Source organism: Herbaspirillum sp. 1173 (assembly GCF_031455335.1).
Lineage (GTDB): Bacteria > Pseudomonadota > Gammaproteobacteria > Burkholderiales > Burkholderiaceae_D > Herbaspirillum > Herbaspirillum huttiense.
On record NZ_JAVDSP010000005.1, the window covers coordinates 259,671 to 274,938 of the forward strand.

The 15,268-nt window shown below is 64.8% G+C and carries 14 protein-coding genes; 9 read left to right on the forward strand and 5 right to left on the reverse strand.

Annotated elements, in window-relative coordinates:
- Positions 1 to 64 precede the first annotated feature (64 nt).
- From J2X56_RS17935 to J2X56_RS17945, 3 genes are all read left to right on the forward strand, one after another.
- A complete protein-coding gene (locus J2X56_RS17935; RefSeq protein WP_310161397.1) occupies positions 65 to 883 on the forward strand; it encodes an SDR family oxidoreductase in 819 nt (272 codons plus the stop codon).
- Positions 884 to 999: 116 nt separating this feature from the next.
- Entirely contained in the window at positions 1,000 to 1,758 is a 759-nt protein-coding gene (locus J2X56_RS17940; protein WP_134134176.1) for an SDR family oxidoreductase, read from the forward strand.
- Between the two features lie 58 nt (positions 1,759 to 1,816).
- Complete coding sequence (locus J2X56_RS17945) at positions 1,817 to 3,034, forward strand: MFS transporter (protein WP_121041205.1); 1,218 nt, start codon at positions 1,817 to 1,819, stop codon at positions 3,032 to 3,034.
- Here J2X56_RS17945 and J2X56_RS17950 read toward each other — a convergent pair.
- Together J2X56_RS17950 and J2X56_RS17955 are read right to left on the reverse strand one after the other, a co-directional pair.
- Positions 3,031 to 4,380 (reverse strand): sigma-54 dependent transcriptional regulator, encoded by a 1,350-nt coding sequence (locus J2X56_RS17950; protein WP_310161403.1) that lies wholly within the window; start codon positions 4,378 to 4,380, stop codon positions 3,031 to 3,033. The genes J2X56_RS17945 and J2X56_RS17950 overlap by 4 nt on opposite strands.
- The gene (locus J2X56_RS17955; protein ID WP_310161405.1) at positions 4,365 to 5,807 is read right to left on the reverse strand and encodes an ATP-binding protein; all 1,443 of its coding nucleotides are present in this window, start codon (positions 5,805 to 5,807) and stop codon (positions 4,365 to 4,367) included. The genes J2X56_RS17950 and J2X56_RS17955 overlap by 16 nt, the downstream gene beginning before the upstream one ends.
- 107 nt (positions 5,808 to 5,914) lie before the next feature.
- On the opposite strand from J2X56_RS17955, the gene J2X56_RS17960 reads away from it, so the two are divergent.
- Complete coding sequence (locus J2X56_RS17960; protein ID WP_310161408.1) at positions 5,915 to 7,429, forward strand: diguanylate cyclase; 1,515 nt, start codon at positions 5,915 to 5,917, stop codon at positions 7,427 to 7,429.
- Between the two features lie 100 nt (positions 7,430 to 7,529).
- Here J2X56_RS17960 and J2X56_RS17965 read toward each other — a convergent pair whose 3' ends face one another.
- Together J2X56_RS17965 and J2X56_RS17970 are read right to left on the reverse strand one after the other, a co-directional pair.
- A complete protein-coding gene (locus J2X56_RS17965; RefSeq protein ID WP_034340601.1) occupies positions 7,530 to 8,180 on the reverse strand; it encodes a 3-oxoacid CoA-transferase subunit B in 651 nt (216 codons plus the stop codon).
- 13 nt (positions 8,181 to 8,193) lie between these two features.
- Positions 8,194 to 8,889 (reverse strand): CoA transferase subunit A, encoded by a 696-nt coding sequence (locus tag J2X56_RS17970; protein WP_013236556.1) that lies wholly within the window; start codon positions 8,887 to 8,889, stop codon positions 8,194 to 8,196.
- Positions 8,890 to 9,158: 269 nt separating this feature from the next.
- Between J2X56_RS17970 and J2X56_RS17975 the strand changes: the two genes are divergently transcribed.
- Complete coding sequence (locus tag J2X56_RS17975) at positions 9,159 to 9,719, forward strand: PAS and helix-turn-helix domain-containing protein (RefSeq protein WP_034340603.1); 561 nt, start codon at positions 9,159 to 9,161, stop codon at positions 9,717 to 9,719.
- A 10-nt stretch (positions 9,720 to 9,729) separates the two neighbouring features.
- Here the strand turns inward: J2X56_RS17975 and J2X56_RS17980 are convergent, their stop codons facing one another.
- Complete coding sequence (locus tag J2X56_RS17980; protein ID WP_039783005.1) at positions 9,730 to 10,668, reverse strand: LysR family transcriptional regulator; 939 nt, start codon at positions 10,666 to 10,668, stop codon at positions 9,730 to 9,732.
- A gap of 125 nt (positions 10,669 to 10,793) precedes the next feature.
- On the opposite strand from J2X56_RS17980, the gene J2X56_RS17985 reads away from it, so the two are divergent.
- The 4 genes from J2X56_RS17985 to J2X56_RS18000 all read left to right on the forward strand — a co-directional run bounded on the left by J2X56_RS17985 (position 10,794) and on the right by J2X56_RS18000 (position 15,227).
- The gene (locus tag J2X56_RS17985) at positions 10,794 to 11,690 is read left to right on the forward strand and encodes an MBL fold metallo-hydrolase (protein ID WP_121041209.1); all 897 of its coding nucleotides are present in this window, start codon (positions 10,794 to 10,796) and stop codon (positions 11,688 to 11,690) included.
- Positions 11,691 to 11,748: 58 nt separating this feature from the next.
- Entirely contained in the window at positions 11,749 to 12,360 is a 612-nt protein-coding gene (locus tag J2X56_RS17990; protein ID WP_134134181.1) for an NAD(P)-dependent oxidoreductase, read from the forward strand.
- Positions 12,361 to 12,436: 76 nt separating this feature from the next.
- Positions 12,437 to 13,168 carry a DsbA family protein gene (locus J2X56_RS17995; RefSeq protein WP_134134182.1) on the forward strand — a complete coding sequence of 244 codons (732 nt, stop codon included), beginning with the start codon at positions 12,437 to 12,439 and terminating at the stop codon, positions 13,166 to 13,168.
- Positions 13,169 to 13,658: 490 nt separating this feature from the next.
- Complete coding sequence (locus tag J2X56_RS18000) at positions 13,659 to 15,227, forward strand: methyl-accepting chemotaxis protein (RefSeq protein ID WP_134134184.1); 1,569 nt, start codon at positions 13,659 to 13,661, stop codon at positions 15,225 to 15,227.
- Positions 15,228 to 15,268 lie beyond the last annotated feature (41 nt).

The following is a 15,268-nucleotide window of genomic DNA, read 5'->3' on the forward strand; positions in this document are numbered from 1 at the left end:
TTCAGGAAGTCCGCAAGCGGCCTAAGATGCACTCCATCGACAACCCACACCGAAGGAGAACAGCATGAACCAGCCGCACACCCAAGTCCGTCGTGGTACCGCCCTCGTCACCGGTGCCTCATCCGGCATCGGTGCCATCTACGCCGACCGTCTGGCCCGCCTGGGCTACGACCTGATCCTGGTGGCCCGCAACCGCGACCGCCTCAATACCCTGGCCGCGCGCATCACCACCGAAACCGCCCGTAACGTCGAAGTGCTGGAAGCCGATCTTGGCCAGGCTGCATCGCTGGCCCAGGTGGAAGAAAAGCTGCGCAGCGATGCCAGCATCACCCTGCTGGTCAACAACGCCGGCATCGGCACCCACACACCGCTGCTGCAAAGCAAGGTCGAGCACATGACCGACATGATTGCGCTCAACGTCACTGCACCGACCCGCCTGACCTATGCCGCCGTGCCCGGTTTCGTGGCCCGTGGCCGGGGCGCGGTGATCAACATCTCCTCCATCGTGGCCGTGGCGCCGGAAGTGCTCAATGGCGTCTATGGCGGCAGCAAGGCCTTCGTGCTGGCCTTCTCGCAATCGCTGCATCATGAACTGGCTGCCCAGGGCGTGCAGGTCCAGGCCGTGCTGCCGGGTGCCACCGCCACCGAGTTCTGGGCCATCGGCGGCCTGCCGGTGGAACACCTGGACCCGGCCATCGTGATGTCGGCCGAGCAGATGGTGGATGCGGCGCTGGTCGGCTTCCAGCGCGGCGAGCTGGTCACCATCCCCTCGCTGCATGACGAAACGGCCTGGACCCGTTTCGACAGCGCACGCCAGCAGATGGCGACCCAGCTCTCTGCCAATACCCCGGCACCGCGCTACACCGGTAGCGATCTCCACTGAGCGGCCCGCACGGCCCCCGGTTCCTGTCTTTTTTGCCCTGATATGAAGCTTGCCGCCACGGCCCCCTGCGGGCGGGTGTGGGCGGCCTCACTCTACTGACCTAGTGAAGGAAAATCATGAAACTCACCGACAACACCCTCTTCATCACCGGTGGCACCTCCGGCATTGGCCGCGCACTGGCCGAAGCCTTCCACCGGTTGGGCAACCAGGTCATCATCGGCGGCCGCCGCAAGGCCCTGCTCGATGAAGTGACCGCCGCCAATCCCGGCATGCAGGCCATCGAGTTCGACGTCTCCAGCCTGGCCAGCATCGAGTCCGCCGCCGCCACGCTCAAGGCGCGCTTCCCCACGCTGAACGTGCTGATCAACAATGCCGGCATCATGCCCTTCGACGACGCCGGCGGCACCATCGACGACCAGGTCAGCCGCAGCATCCTCGACACCAACCTGCTCGGCCCGATCCGCCTGACGTCGGCCCTGATCGACCTGCTCAAGGCCCAGCCGCGCGCCACCATCATCCACAACACCTCGGTGCTGGCCTATGTACCGCTGGCGGTGACCGCCGTCTATTCGGCCAGCAAGGCGGCGCTGCATTCGTATGCGATGTCGCAGCGCTTCATGCTGCGCGACACCTCGGTGCGGGTGCAGGAGATCGCCCCGCCCTGGGTCGATACAGACCTGGTCAAGAAGAGCGGCGACCCGCGCGCCATGCCGCTGGAAGCCTTCATCGCCGAAACCATGGCCAAGCTGGCCGGCGATGAGGAAGAGATCATCGTCGAGTCCGTCAAGCCGCTGCGTGACAACCCCGGTGCCAATGAACACGCGCTGGTCAACGGCTTCAATGCGGCGCTGATCGCCAATCCGATTCCGGTCTGATCGTCTTGCGGTGCGCTGTCATGCAGCGCACCGCACCGTAGCCATCGTCGAGGACAGCATGACATCCACTCCCCTGGAGCCTGCGCCGGCTCCCTCTGCATCGCCTTCGCCGTCGGGCTCGCTGCTCACGGCGGGCTTCCTGGCCCTGGGCACCTTCGCCATCGGCACCGAAGGCTTCATGATCGCGCCCCTGCTGCCGCGCATGGCGGCCGATTTCGGCATGAGCGTGTCGACCGTGGCCAGCCTGGTGATCGTCTTCACGCTGGTGCTGGCGATCAGTTCACCCATCGCCACCGTCCTGTCGGCGCACATCAACCGCCGCCGCGTGCTGATGGGTGCAATGGGCGTCTTCACGGCGGCCAATCTGGTGGCGGCCTTCTCCAGCGGCTTTGGCGGTCTGCTGGCATCGCGCCTGCTGATGGCCGTGGCCGCCGGGCTCTACACACCCAATGCCAGTGCCCTGGCCGGGGCCATCGTCAAACCCGAACAGCGCGGACGGGCGCTGGCCATCGTCAGCGGCGGCATGACCATTGCCATCGCGCTGGGACTGCCACTGGGGTCGGTAGTCGGACATGCCTTTGGCTGGCGCGCCACGTTCGGGGCCGTGGCCGTGATGGGCGCGGTGGCGGTGGCCGGCATTTGGCTGGGGGTCGGGCGCGATGCCGGCGGGCAGATGCGGGTGGCCGGGCTGCGCGAGCGGCTGGCCGTGGTCGGGCAGCCGCTGATCCGGCGTCTGCTCGGGGTGACGCTGTTCTGGTCGGTCGGCGCGTATGCGGCCTATCCCTATGTGGCACCGTATCTGGCGCACACCCTGTCCTTCGCTGATCGCGGCATCGGCCTGACGGTCAGCCTGTGGGGCGCTGCGGCCGCCGCAGGCGTGACCGTGGGCGGCCATCTCAATGATCGCTTCGGCTCGCCGCGCGTGGTCAGGCTGTCGCTGCTGCTGCTGATGCTGGCCTTCTGGAGCTTGAGTGCGGCCACGCTGCTGTCGCCCCGGGCGGCACTGATCCCGGTGCTGGTAGCGGTGGTGGTTTGGGGCTTTGCGGTATGGGCCTTCTTCCCGGCGCAGATGGCACGGCTCATCGCCTCAGGCGCAGCGGCGCAGGCACCGGTGGCCTTGTCGCTCAACACCTCGACCATGTATCTCGGCTTTTCATTGGGCAGCGCGGCGGGCGCGGGCATTCTGGCACAGGGATGGATGGCTGGCATCGGCCTGTTCGCCGGCACCTGCGCACTAGCGGGCCTGCTGCTGGAGCAGCGCCTGCACCGGACCTAAGCGACTGCGCCGCCCTGCTCTTCCAGCTTGCGATACAACTGCTGCCGCGAAATGCCCAGCCGGCGGGCGGCTTCGGCACGATTGCCGTTGGCCGCTGCCAGCGCGCGCTGCAGCATCACGCGTTCGACCTGCGCTATGGCCACGGCCAGCTCGCCGTCCCAATCGATGGCGACGTCGCTGGCATTTTCCGTGACGCTGCGGTCGGCCAGGGCGATGTCTTCCGGTTCGATGCAGGCACCATGGCTCATCACCGCCGCGCGTTCCATGGTATTGCGCAACTCGCGCACATTGCCCGGCCAGGCGTGCTGCAACAGGCGACGCGCGGCGGCAGGACTGATGCGCTTGGGGGCATCGCCGCCCTGCTGGCGCAGGAAGTGTTCGGCAATGGCGAGGATATCGCCGGGACGCTCGCGCAGCGGCGGCACCTTGATCGGCAAGACCTGCAGGCGATACCACAGATCTTCGCGGAAACGTCCTTCGCTGATTTCCTGCGGCAGGTCGCGGTGCGTGGCGGCGATCACCCGCACGTCCACCTTGACCGCCTGCTGGCCGCCGACCGGCGTCAGTTCGCGTTCCTGCAGGACACGCAGGATCTTGGCCTGGGTCGGCAGGGCCATGTCGCCGATCTCATCCAGGAACAGGGTCCCGCCATGGGCCTCCTGGAAACGTCCCAGACGCGCGGCGGTGGCCCCGCTGAACGCGCCCTTGACGTGGCCGAACAGTTCGCTCTCGATCAGCTCCGCCGGAATGGCCGCGCAATTGATGGCCACGAAGGGACGTGCGGCACGCAAGCCATTGCGATGCAGGGCACGCGCCACCAGCTCCTTGCCGGTGCCGGTCTCGCCCAGGATCAGCACGGTGGCATCGCTGGTGGCAGCGCGCCCGATCTGCTTGAAGACCTGGCGCATGGCTTCGCTGTCGCCGACCAGGGCATTGCGCTCGTCACCGGTTGCGCTCTGCGTGGCGCTGGCGTCTTCGGTTGCGGCCGGGCTCTGGCGCAGTGCGCGCTCCAGCGTTTCCACCAGGGCCGCGCGCGGCACCGGCTTGGTCAGGTGATCGAAGGCCCCCAGGCGGATGGCTTCGATGGTGTTGTCGCCGCTGGCGTAGGCGGTCAGCATGATGCAGGGGATGGCGGCGATGGCCGGGGCGCGCTGCAGGAAGACCAGGCCGTCTTCCTCGGGCATGCGCAGATCGACGATGGCGGCATCGACCGCATGCGCGGCCAGCAGGGTCAGGCCGGCAGCCGTACTGCCGGCTTCCAGGACTTCGTGGCCGAGGTCGCCGACGGTCTCGGCCAGGCTGCCGCGAAAGGCAGCATCGTCATCGACGATCAGGATGCGCGCCATGGCAACTCCATTTCAAAACGGGCACCGCGTTCGCTCGCGGCCAGGTGGATGACGCCGCCATGCGCATGCACGATCTCGCGCACCAGCACCAGGCCCAGGCCGGTGCCGCCAGTACGCTGGCTGACGAAGGGGTCGAACAGACTATCACGCAATTCCGCCGGCACGCCCGGACCATCATCGGCCACCCACAGCAGCAGCCGCCCGTCCTCGCGCAAGCGCGCACCCAATGCGATGTGGCCGCCTGCGGTGCAATGCGCCAGGGCGTTGAGCAGCAGGTTGTCCACCGCGCGCGCCATCTGCACCGGGTCCAGTGCGCTGGTGGCAAGACTGCCGCCAAAGCTGGCGGCATCGATGGCCGAGGCCAAGCGCACCTGCTGGCGCTCGGCCAGTTCGGCGTGGGCCTGGCAGCGGGCCTCGATCCAGCTGGCCAGATCGACGGCCTGGCGCTGCACCTGGAACGGTTGCGCCAGTGCCAGCAGGCTGGCCACCAGCGTATCGAGTCGCTCGGTCTGGCTGACCACCATTTCCAGGGCGCCGGTCACGCGCGTCTCGCGCACCTGGGCGGGGGCGGCCAGGGCATTCTCGGCTTTCATGCGCATGGCTCCGATGGGGTTGCGGATCTCATGGGCCATGCCGGCCGCCACCCGGCCCAGCGTGGCCAGCCGTTCGGCGTGGGCCAGCTGGCTGGCCAGGCGTTCGGACTGGCTGCGCCAGCGCGTGAGCGTGGCCCCCAGCCACACCCCGCTGATGATGACGAAGGCCAGCAGCAAGGCGCTGGCCACCAGCAACTGATTGAGCACGCTGGCGCTCATCACCGGCACGCGCTTGAGGGTCCACGCCGCCAGCGCCACCTTGCCCAGCGGCACCGGGCAGGCGGCGAACACCACCGCCTCGCGCAAGCCGGGCCGCACGTCGGTGACGGTCGTGCCGCCATCGAGGGCGCGCTGCGCAGTCGAGACGATGCGTTCCATTTCCGCTCCCGGCGGATCACGTTTGATTCCGCTACCGTCATAGGTCGGGAAGGCATAGGCCACGACGTCGCGCTGGGGATGCCAGAAACCGCCCTCCACCCCGGCCTGATCGCGCAGGGACAAGTCGATCACCGCCTGCATGATGGAGCTGCCGGGCAGGCCATCGCCATCGGCCGCCGTGCGGGACGCGCCGCTGCCGGAAGAGAGCGCATGGGCCAGGCCCGCGCTCATGGAGGCGCAGCTGACGGCGGCCTGGCCGGTGGCCTGGCTGATCTGCGAAGACGCGCCCTGGCGGCTCAGCTGCAGCAGCAGGAAGGCGAGAATGAGAGCGATCAGGGCGATGAAGGCCCACAGGATGACGAGGTCGCGCTTGATGGTGTTCTTGATGTTCAGGGAGCCTCCGGTGCGGCACAGATTCGGTTGACGACGCTCGCATTTGAACACGAAGCGGGCCACGCATTCTGCGATCAGACCGGCAGGGCTGCGCGGCGGTTCATCTTTTGTTGCAAGACAATCACGTTGCCGGCGATCAAGATGGAAGCGCTTTTTGCTTTATGCGTTAATTGCGCCTGGGGAATCGTGGGGGAACAAAAATCAAGCAGTTGAAGAAATACCTGGTCGTCGTATTGGGTATCGCCATGCTGATGGTGGTGGCCATGTGCGCCAGTACGCTTTATCAGAGCTATCGCCAGACTCGTCTTTCGGCGGTGGCCAACGCCGGCAACGTGACGCTGATCTCCCAGCGCGCCATTTCGCGCAACCTGGAGGTGCTGTCGCTGTCGCTGGATACGCTGGCCTACCGCTACCAGCATCCGCTGGGCGCACGCCGGCTGGAAGAGGCGCAGCGCTATGCCTATCTGTTCGGCAGCGCCGCCAGCGTCAGCCATATCGCAGTGATGGCCGTGATCGGCCCCAAGGGCGAGGTGCTGGCCAGTTCGCGCCGCCGCCCGGGCGAACCCGCTCCCAACTATGGCGACCGTGCCTATTTCACCGCGCACCGCGATGCGGACAATGTCGGCCTGTACGTCTCGCGGCCGATCCAGGCCAGCCTGGGCAATGAGCTGCAGGTGGTGGTGCTGTCCAAGCGCCTGTTCAATGACGATGGCAGCTTTGGCGGAGTCGTCGTCATGGCACTGGACCTGGCCTATTTCCGCGATCTGTTCGAGGGACTGTCGCTGGGTGCCGATGGCGTCATCTCGCTGTATTCGGATGATGGCGTGGCCTACATGCGGGTGCCGTACCGGGACGACGTCATCGGCCGCGATCTCAGTGGCAGTGCCAATTTTCAGCGCATCAAGAGTTCTCTCCAGCATGAGGAAGGCAGTTTCTTCGCGCGCGCCAACAGTGATGGCGTAGAGCGGCTCTATACCTTCCGGCGCATTCCCGACTCGCCGCTGATCGTCTTTGTCGGCTATTCGCAGGAGGCGATTTTCAAGAGCTGGCGCAAGACGCTCTACGCGGTGATCCTCTCGCTGTTCATCTTCACGCTGCTGCTGGCCTATCTGCTTTCGCACGTACGCCACGAGCTGCGCCGCCGCGTGAGCATCGAACGGCGGCTGGAAGAACTGGCCCTCACGGACGGCCTGACCGGCCTGCTCAACCGGCGTGCACTGGACGACGCCTTGCAGGCCACCTGGGAGCGCTGCCGGCGCAATCTCAATTCCACCTTCTCGGTGCTGTTCATCGATGTGGACTACTTCAAGCTCTACAACGACAGCTATGGCCACAAGCTGGGTGATGAGGTGCTGCGCGAAGTGGCGCAGGCCATCACCGAAAACCTGCCGCGCAATACTGACTGCGCCGGCCGCTACGGCGGCGAGGAATTCGTGGTGCTGCTGGAGCTGACCGAGGAACAGGGCGCGCTCCTGATGGCCCAGCGCCTGTGCGATGCGGTCTACAGCCGGCTGATCGTGCATGCCACCAGTCCCCTGCGCGTGGTCACCATCAGCGTGGGCGTGGCCACCCTGCAGCGCGGCCACCACCGCCGCGTGGAGGACGTGCTCAATGCCGCGGATGCCGCCCTGTACCGAGCCAAGCGGGATGGGAGAAATGCGGTGAGGGTCAGCGGGGTGGAGTGAGGCAAGCCGGACCCGGCTCAAACCAAAAAGGGCACCACTTCCATGGTGCCCTTCGTTCATCCGACGCGGCAGTGACTGCCGCCTCCGGTCTTTCAAACGATCAGACCTCGCTCACATCCAGCGGCGCTTCGGTCTTCTCGATCACTTCTTCCTTGGTCACGCCGGAAGCCAGTTCGATCAGCTTCAGGCCGCCCGGGGTCACGTCGATCACGCCCAGGTCGGTGATGATGCGGTTGACCACGCCCACGCCGGTCAGCGGCAGGTTGCAGTCGTTCAGGATCTTCTTCGAGGTGCTGCCATCCTTGGCCTTGGCCACGTGCTCCATCAGCACCACCACGCGGCCCACGCCGGCCACCAGGTCCATCGCGCCGCCCATGCCCTTGACCATCTTGCCGGGAATCATCCAGTTGGCCAGGTCGCCCTTGGCCGAGACCTGCATCGCCCCCAGGATGGCGATGTTGATCTTGCCGCCGCGAATCATGCCGAAGGAGTCCGCCGAGCTGAAGAAGGACGAACCGGGAATGGTCGTCACGGTCTGCTTGCCGGCGTTGATCAGGTCAGGGTCGACCTGGTCTTCGGTGGGGAAGGGGCCGATGCCCAGCAAGCCGTTCTCGGATTGCAGCCACACTTCGATATCGTTCGGAACGTGGTTGGCTACCAGGGTCGGCAAGCCGATACCCAGGTTCACGTAGAAGCCGTCCTGCAGTTCCTTGGCTGCGCGCGCAGCCATTTCATCTCTGGTCCATGCCATTTTGTGTGTCTCCTTATGCGCGCACGGTGCGTTGTTCGATGCGCTTCTCGGGCGTGGCATTGACCACGATGCGATGCACGAAGATGCCGGGGGTGTGGATCTGGTCCGGATCGAGCTGGCCCACTTCCACCAGTTCTTCCACTTCCACCACGGTGACCTTGCCGGCCATGGCGACGTTGGGGTTGAAGTTGCGCGCGGTCTTGTTGAAGACCAGGTTGCCGGCCTTGTCGGCCTTGTGCGCCTTCACCAGCGACACGTCGGCCACCAGCGAGCGCTCCATCACGTAGCGCTCGCCGTCGAACTCGCGCACTTCCTTGCCTTCGGCCACCAGCGTGCCCACACCGGTCTTGGTGAAGAACGCGGGGATGCCGGCGCCACCGGCGCGCAGCTTTTCGGCCAGGGTCCCTTGCGGGGTGAACTCCAGTTCCAGTTCGCCGGCCAGGTACTGGCGCTCGAACTCCTTGTTCTCGCCCACGTAGGAAGCGATCATTTTCTTGATCTGGCGGGTGGTCAGCAACTGACCCAGGCCGAAACCATCGACGCCGGCGTTGTTGGAAATGGCGGTCAGGTTCTGCACGCCCGAATCACGCAGGGCGGCGATCAACGCCTCGGGGATGCCACACAGGCCAAAGCCGCCGACCGCAATGGTCTGACCGTCCTTGACGATGTCTTTCAACGCGGTGGCCGCGTCTGGATACACTTTGTTCACGAGTCTCCTTTCGGCTCTTGTCTTGCGAGCAGGGTTGCAAGCGGGCCGGCGGACATGCCGGCTTCAACAGGGATGGGCGCAGGGGCTTCTCTTGCGCAACGTCCGCAGACGTCGCCGGGCCCCGTTCGGCTCCAAATAGCGCCAATTATCATAGGGCAGCTGAAATAGGCCATACAATACGGTAAAAATACCTGGCGCAATGCAGCATGGTACCGTCAGACAGACGGTCCCGCCAGTTGCGAGGGACCAGCCAACCATTGCAGCAACTCATGACCCAGCCACTCCCCATCGATTTCGAACAGGTTTTCATGCACGCGCCCATCGGCATGTGCGTCTCGCACAATCGCGTGATCCAGCAGGCCAACCTGGCCATGGCCGACATGTTCGGCTATGAGGTCGATGCGCTGCGCCAGACTTCCTTCCAGGAGATCTACCCCACCGCCGACGAATTCGAACGCACCGGCCTGCGCCTGGTGCCGATCCTCAACGAAAAGGGCTTTTATTCGGACGAGCGCATCATGAAGCGCTCCAACGATGAAATGTTCTGGTGCCACGTCACCGGCCATGCGCTCAACCGCGACAACCCGCACGCGGCCGGTATCTGGACCTTTGAGGATGTCAGTGCAAAACGTCCCATCGCCCCCGGCCTGACCCCGCGCGAACGCGAGATCGCCGCACTGCTGGTGGAAGGCAAGACCAGCAAGCTCATCGCCCGCCAGGTCGAACTGAGCCCGCGCACGGTGGAAATGCATCGCGCCCGCCTGATGCGCAAGTTCGCCGCTTCCACCTCCTCCGAACTGGTGCACAAGCTGCTGAGCATCACGCCCTGATCACCCTTGATCAGAACGGCAGGCCCGCAAAACGCTGCGCCAGGAAATCGAGCATCGTGCGCAAGGTCGCCGGCATGTGCTTGCGCGAGGCATAGACGCCATAGATGCCCAACTGCAAAGGCTCGTAATCGGGCAGCAATTGCACCAGCTGGCCGCTGGCTACCAGCGGCGCCACCGTATAGGCCGGCATGTGGCCGATGCCCACACCGGCCAGCACCGCCTGCAGCAACACCGTCACCTCATTGGCGCTGATCGTGCCGCCCACCGCCACGCTTTGCGTCTGCGTCTTCATCTTCGCGGCGGCAGCGCCCTTGCCCGCCCGGGCTTTTTTCTTTTTCGGATCGAACTGCCACAGGCTGCGCCCCACATAGGAATGCGTCAGGCAATTGTGCAAGGCCAGGTCTTCCACCTTGCGCGGCATGCCATGACGCGCAAGGTAATCCGGCGTGGCGCAGATGACCGAGTGGCAGACCCCCAGCGGACGCGCAATCAGATTAGGTTCCAGCCGGTTGGTCATGCGGATGGCCAGGTCGATGCGTTCTTCCACCAGGTTCACGGTGCGGTCCAGCGCCAGCAGGTCCACTGCCACCCCCGGATAGCGGCGGCCATACTCGACCACGGCCTGGATCAGCTGGGTCTGTGCAAAGGAGGTACTGGTCGTAATGCGCAGGAGCCCGCGCGGCGTTTCATCGGGCGTATCGAGAACATGGCGCATGTCCTCGGAATACTCCAGCATCTGGCGGCAGCGCGGCAGCAATTCATTGCCGGCGGGCGTGAGCGAGAGCCGCCGCGTGGTCCGATGCAGCAGGCGCGCACCGACCCAGTCTTCCAGCTCGGCCACGTAGCGCGACACCACCGGCCGCGACAAATCCAGCTGCTCGGCCGCCGCCGACAGGCTGCCGCCATCCACCACCGTCACGAAAACCTGCATGGCCATCAGGCGATCCATCGGGGCCCCTTTTTCATTTGAACGATTTCAGAAACAAACTGTGATCGATTATGCTGTTTTTCGAAATCAAAAGCGATCCTATGATGGCGGCTCCTGACACCCATCCACCTCTTTCCGGAGTCGCCATGTTTTCCACCCGTCGCCTGCTGCGTCCCCTACTGGCCATCGCTGTCACCGGCCTGCTGGCCTTCTCGGGCGCGGCCGTCCAGGCTGCCGCACCGCTCAAGCTCGACATCTACAATCCCGGCAAGGAAGCCATCTTCCCGGTCAGCTCGGTGCTGGTCACGGGTGAGCGCGAAGCGATCCTGGTCGATGCGCAATTCGGCCAGCGCGAAGCGCAGCAGGTCGTGGACAAGATCCGCGCCAGTGGCAAGAAGCTGACCACCATCTACATCAGCCACGGCGACCCGGATTACTACTTCGGCCTGGAAACCCTGCACGCCGCCTACCCGGACGCCAAGATCGTGGCCTCCGCGCCGACCGTGGAACACATCAAGGAAACGGCTGCCGGCAAGCTGGCCTACTGGGGCCCCAAGCTGGGTGACAACGCGCCCCGCGCCACCATCACGCCGGAAGTGCTCAAGGGCAAGACGCTGACGCTGGAAGGCCGCAAGCTGGAAATCGTCGGCCTGGACGGCCCGCAGCCGGATCGCAGCTTCGTCTGGATTCCCTCGCTCAAGGCCGTGGTTGGCGGCGTGGTGGTGGCCGGCAACATCCACGTATGGGTGGCCGATACGCAAAGCATGAAGTCGCGCCTGGACTGGCTCGGCACGCTGGGCCGCATCGAGAAGCTCAAGCCGGCCGTCGTCGTGCCCGGCCACTATGCCGCCGGTGCGCCGCTGGATATCGCCTCGGTGCGTTTCACCCGCGACTACCTGAAGGCCTTCGACCAGGAAGCCGCCAAGGCCGCCGATGGCAATGCCCTGATCGCCGCCATGAAGCAGCGTTATCCTGACCTGGGCGATACCAGCTCGCTGGAGCTGTCGGCCAAGGTCATCAAGGGTGAAATGAAGTGGCCCTGATCTGAACTGCATTGATCCGAAGCTGTTTGTCCTCCCTCTCCACCAGAAAGGAAACACCATGAAAATCGCACTCATCGGCGCCTCCGGCAACGTCGGCACCCGCATCGTGGACGAAGCCCTGCGCCGCGGCCACAACCTCATCGCCATTGCCCGCGACGCCGGCAAGATCGCCCAGCGTACCGGCGTGACTGCCGTCTCGGCTGACGTCAAGGACGCAGCTGCGCTGGCCACCGCCATCAAGGGTGCCGACGTCGTCATCTCCAGCGGCCGCTTCACGGCCTTCGGTGCGGACGACCTCCTGCCGGCCCTGAAGGCAGCCGGCGTCAAGCGCCTGGCCGTGGTCGGCGGTGCCGGCAGCCTGGAAATCGCACCGGGCAAGGCGCTCATCGATACCCCGGAATTCCCCGCCGAATACATGCCCGAGGCATCCGGTGGCCGTGACTTCCTCAATGCCCTGCGTGATGAGACCGAGCTGGAGTGGACCTTCCTTTCGCCCTCCGCGCTGTTCATCGCCGGCGAGCGCACCGGCCAGTTCCGCCTGGGCCAGGATGCACTGCTGGTCGGTGCCGATGGCAAGAGCTGGATCTCCTACGAGGACTACGCCGTGGCCCTGCTGGACGAGCTGGAACAGCCGAAGCACGTGCGTGCCCGTTTCACGGTAGGCTACTGACCCACTACGCTTGACGGGCCTGACGGTGCAGAAAACGTCAGGCCCTGTGCCGATTCATTCAAGAGGAAAACGCATCATGACCACCCCCGCCGCCCCGCACGACACCGTGCTTCACTACATCCACGATCCGCTGTGCGGCTGGTGCTACGGTGCCGCGCCGCTGGTGGCGGCGGCCCGCGCAGTGCTGCCGGTGCAGGCGCACGGCGGCGGCATGATGGCCGGCCGCAACCGTCGACACGTGGATGCGCAACTGCGCGATTACGTGATGCCGCACGATCAGCGCATCGCGCAGATGACCGGACAAGCATTCGGGGAACCCTACTTCAACGGTTTGCTGCGCGATACCGACGCGGTCTTCGACTCGGCTCCGCCGACTGCGGCCGTGCTGGCGGTACAGGCGCTCAAGGGCGAGGCCGCAGGACTGGACATGCTGGCAGCGATCCAGCGTGCGCATTACCAGCAAGGGCGGCGCATCTCCGACATGGCGACGCTGGTCGAACTGGCGCAGACGCTGGACATCGAGCCCGCTGCCTTCACTGGCGAAATGCAGCGGATCGAACAGGAAGAGCTGGCCAATCATATCGAGGCCAGCCGTGAACTGCTCAACTATGTAGGCGGACGCGGCTTCCCGACTTTCGTGCTGCAGCGGGGCGATACCCTGGAAGTGCTCGATACCGGGCGCTGGCTGGGCCAGCCGGAAGAGTGGGCGAGTTATCTGCGTGAAGAAACGGCCTCGTCGGGCGCGGCCGTTGCGGCGGCCGACAACGGGCTGGCGCAATGTGATCTGCAGACCGGCCGCTGCGACTGACCCGGCGTTCGTCCAGTCCCCCGACAAAACCTGCCGCACGCAAGCCTGCGCGGCAGGCACCTTCTGTCTCTCCCCGCCCCCTCCTCTGGTTGCCGATCCGCCGTGTCACGGCGCAATCGCATCCTTCTTCTGCCCCCGTCCAATCTTGTCCTGGCACACATCCCTGCTTCACGCAGCCCATCCATTGGGCGGTTTTTCTGAAGACTGCCGTTAAGTTTTCGGTGCTAATCAAACAAGCGCGTTTGCTCTACAGTGTGCGGTTTTCCCGGGGAAGGCGGCCGGCCCGCCGGGAAAAGAACAGCATCCCTTGTCTTCATCCTTAGTTCACGGCGGGCGGCGTTCCCACAGGAATCGCCCAACTCCACTGAATCAAGATCCGCACTTCCCGACGTTGCCTGTGGCATCAGAACGCCACATCGTCCACCCTTGCCTGCATGGGGTGGCGTCGGGAACGTACTACGAATAACTGCAAGTGTTCACTGGAGTGTGTATGGATTTCACCCGTCTGACGGTTTCTTCGCGCCTCAAGTTCGGCTTTGGCGGCGTGCTCGTGCTCATGCTTCTGATTGTCGGCATCTCGCTGAAAAAACTGGATGATGTGAACCAGCAACTGCTGTCCATCACCGAAGTCAACAATGTGGAGATCCTGCATCTCTCGACCATGCGTGCAGCGGCCTATGAGCAGTCGCTGGCCTCGCGCGGGATCGGACTGGCGACGACCCCGGAAGACATGAAACTCAACGCCGACAATCTGCAACGGCAGATCACCATCTATGCGCAAGCGGAAGCGGCACTGGCCAAGCTCTTTACGGAATTGCAAGAAACCACCGAGACCGAAAAGAATTCCCTCGTGGCGATCCAGAAGATGAGCAAGGAAATTCTACCGGTCGTCTCGGGCCTGATCGAGTTGGCCAAGGCGCAAAAGAGTGAAGAACTCAAGCCTATCCTGGACGGTCCGCTGGGCAAGATGCAGGCAGAACGCCGCAAGGCGCTGGCCGAGCTGTCAGCATTCGAAGACAAGCTCAACGACGATGCCAAGAACGAGGCGCTGGCCGTCTATGCGGCCGCGCGCAGGCTGTTGATCGCACTTGGTGTACTGGCCCTGGCAAGCGGCATCGTGGCTGCCGTGCTCATCACCAGAAGCGTACTGCGCCAGCTGGGTGGAGAACCAGCGGTGGCCGCTGCGCTGGCGGCACGGATCGCACAAGGCGACCTGCGCAGCGAGGTGGATGCCGACAGCCGTCTTCCCAACAGCCTGATGATGTCGATGAAGAGCATGAACACCGGCTTGCGCGAGATCGTGCGGGAAGTCCGCTCCGGCACGGATGCCATTGCAACGGCCAGCAGCCAGATCGCTGCGGGCAATCTCGACCTTTCCTCGCGCACCGAAGAGCAAGCCAGCTCGCTGGAAGAGACGGCCTCGGCGATGGAACAGCTGACGGCGACGGTGCAACAGAACGCCGACAGCGCCGGCGAAGCCAACCGGCTTGCCACCGAAGCCTCGGTGGTGGCCGCCGAGAGCGGACAGCTGGTCAAGGATGTGGTGATGACGATGGCGGCCATCGAGGACTCGTCCAAAAAAATCGTGGACATCATCAGCGTCATCGACGGCATTTCCTTCCAGACCAACATCCTTGCCCTGAATGCAGCCGTGGAAGCCGCGCGCGCGGGCGAGCAAGGTCGTGGCTTCGCGGTGGTGGCGTCGGAAGTGCGCAGCCTCGCGCAACGCAGTTCGTCGGCAGCCAAGGAGATCAAGACGCTCATCGACGACTCGGTGGACAAGGTCGCCAGCGGCAGTGCGCTGGTCAACCGGGCGGGAGAGAGCATGAGCAATGTCGTCTCCAGCGTCGACCGGGTGGTGTCGGTGATCGGGGCCATCAGCGATTCCAGCGCCGAGCAGAGCAAGGGGATCCACGAGATCAACCATGCGATCTCGCAAATGGATCAGGTCACGCAACAGAATGCGGCGCTGGTGGAACAGGCCGCAGCAGCGTCGCAGGCACTGCAGGCGCAGGCGCGGCGGCTCAGTGGTGTGGTGGAAGTGTTTGCGATTGCCTGATGGCCCCGACACCGCACCTGCGAAAAGAAATCGATCTGGCG

Coding starts and splice junctions, on each gene's coding strand:
- J2X56_RS17985 (WP_121041209.1), top strand. CDS start 10,794: ATGTTTTCCACCCGTCGCCTGCTGCGTCCCCTACTGGCCATCGCTGTC.
- J2X56_RS17995 (WP_134134182.1), top strand. CDS start 12,437: ATGACCACCCCCGCCGCCCCGCACGACACCGTGCTTCACTACATCCAC.
- J2X56_RS17945 (WP_121041205.1), top strand. CDS start 1,817: ATGACATCCACTCCCCTGGAGCCTGCGCCGGCTCCCTCTGCATCGCCT.
- J2X56_RS18000 (WP_134134184.1), top strand. CDS start 13,659: ATGGATTTCACCCGTCTGACGGTTTCTTCGCGCCTCAAGTTCGGCTTT.
- J2X56_RS17975 (WP_034340603.1), top strand. CDS start 9,159: ATGACCCAGCCACTCCCCATCGATTTCGAACAGGTTTTCATGCACGCG.
- J2X56_RS17990 (WP_134134181.1), top strand. CDS start 11,749: ATGAAAATCGCACTCATCGGCGCCTCCGGCAACGTCGGCACCCGCATC.
- J2X56_RS17950 (WP_310161403.1), bottom strand. CDS start 4,380: ATGGCGCGCATCCTGATCGTCGATGACGATGCTGCCTTTCGCGGCAGC.
- J2X56_RS17935 (WP_310161397.1), top strand. CDS start 65: ATGAACCAGCCGCACACCCAAGTCCGTCGTGGTACCGCCCTCGTCACC.
- J2X56_RS17940 (WP_134134176.1), top strand. CDS start 1,000: ATGAAACTCACCGACAACACCCTCTTCATCACCGGTGGCACCTCCGGC.
- J2X56_RS17965 (WP_034340601.1), bottom strand. CDS start 8,180: ATGGCATGGACCAGAGATGAAATGGCTGCGCGCGCAGCCAAGGAACTG.
- J2X56_RS17980 (WP_039783005.1), bottom strand. CDS start 10,668: ATGGATCGCCTGATGGCCATGCAGGTTTTCGTGACGGTGGTGGATGGC.